Origin of the sequence: Halomonas sp. (assembly GCF_014859505.1) — a bacterium.
GTDB lineage: Bacteria > Pseudomonadota > Gammaproteobacteria > Pseudomonadales > Halomonadaceae > Halomonas.
The window spans coordinates 1-1,641 of sequence record NZ_JACUUD010000258.1 but is presented as its reverse complement, the minus strand read 5'-3'; the positions used below and the strand labels follow the sequence as shown (position 1 = coordinate 1,641).

At 71.9% G+C, this 1,641-nt stretch carries 1 protein-coding gene; it reads right to left on the bottom strand.

The annotated features are described in order from the left end of the window. Window positions 1-1,641, bottom strand: a 1,641-nt coding sequence (locus IBX53_RS16080; protein WP_290911385.1) for a SulP family inorganic anion transporter, incomplete at both ends; no start/stop codon positions are given.

Below are 1,641 nucleotides of genomic sequence, written 5' to 3'. Positions count from 1 at the left end.
GCCCAGCGCCTGCCAGGCGGCGTAGGTGCTGAGGAAGACCCGCCCGGTCAGGTCGTCGAGGAAGTCGCTGCGCTTGAGGCGATCCATTACCGGGCCCTTGACCTCGGCCAGGTGCAGGGTGACGCCGGACTCCTTCAGGCGCGCGTTGATGGCGTCGAGGCTCTCCAGCGCCGAGGCGTCGATCAGGTTGACCGCCGAGCAGATCAGCACCACGTGCTCGAGGCCAGGGCGGCGCACCACCAGGGCGTGGACGGTGTCCTCCAGGTAGCGGGCGTTGGCGAAGTAGAGGCTCTCGTCGATGCGCAGGAAGGCGACGTGGCTCAGGGTCTCCACCTCGTGGCGGGTCACGCTGCGGAAGTGTTCGGTGCCCGCAATGCGCCCGACGATGGCGCTGTGGGGGCGGCTGGTGCGGTAGAGGAACAGGCCCACCGAAAGCGCCACGCCGCCGATGATGCCGGCCTCGACTCCCTCCACCAGAGTCAGCAGGATGGTCACCGCCATGGCCGAGAAGTCGGCACGGGAGTAGCGCCAGGTCTGGCGGATCATCGGGATGTCGACCAGGGTGAGCACCGCCACGGTGATGGTGGCGGCCAGGGTGGCGATGGGCAGGTGGTGCAGCAGCGGCGTGAAGGCCAGGGTGATCAGGCCGATGCCGAGCGCCGCGAAGAGCCCGGCCATGGGGGTCTGGGCGCCGGCCTCGTCGCTGATCACGGTGCGCGACAGCCCGCCGGTGACCGGCATGCCCGCCGAGAAGGCCGCGGCCAGGTTGGCGCCGCCCAGGCCGATCAGCTCCTGGTTGGGGGAGATGCGCTGGCGGCGCCGCGCGGCCAGCATCTGGGCCATGGAGATCGACTCCACGAAGCCCACCACGCTGATCAGCAGCGCCGGGACGAGCAGGGCCCGCCACAGCGAGGCATCGACGCCGGGCAGGGTGAGGGGCGGCAGCCCTCCGGGAATGGCGCCGACCACCGCCACCCCGGCCTCGGCCAGGGCGAAGTGCCAGCTGAGCCAGGTGGTGGCCAGCACCGCCAGCACCGGGCCCGAGCGTGCCAGCAGGGCGGCGATGGGCTCGGCCAGCCCCAGGCGGCGCAGCAGCGTCCTGGCGTGGCGCCGGTACAGCAGCAGGAAGAGTAGGGTGCCACCGCCCAGCGCCAGGGTCGGCCAGTGCACGGCATCGAGGCTGGCGGCCAGGCTGCCCAGCAGGGCGATGACGGTATAGCCGTTGGCCTCGATGCCCAGCAGGTGGGCGGCCTGGCTGGCGGCGATCAAGAGCCCCGAGGCGGAGAGGAAGCCGGCGATCACCGGGTGGCTCAGGAAGTTGGTGAAGAAGCCCAGGCGGGCCATGCCCATGGCCGCGAGCATCAGCCCGGAGAGAAGCGACAGCACCAGGGCCGCCTGCAGGTACTCCGGCGTCCCCGGGGTAGCGACCCCGGAGAGGGCGGCGCCGGTCATCAGCGCGATGATCGCCACCGGCCCCACCGCCAGGGTGCGGCTGGTGCCGAGCAGCGCGTAGAGCACCGCCGGCAGGATGCTGGCGTAGAGCCCCACCACGGCGGGCAGGCCGGCGAGCAGGGCATAGGCCAGCGACTGGGGAATCACCATCACGGTGACGATCAGGCCGGCCAGCAGGTCGGCGCCGCC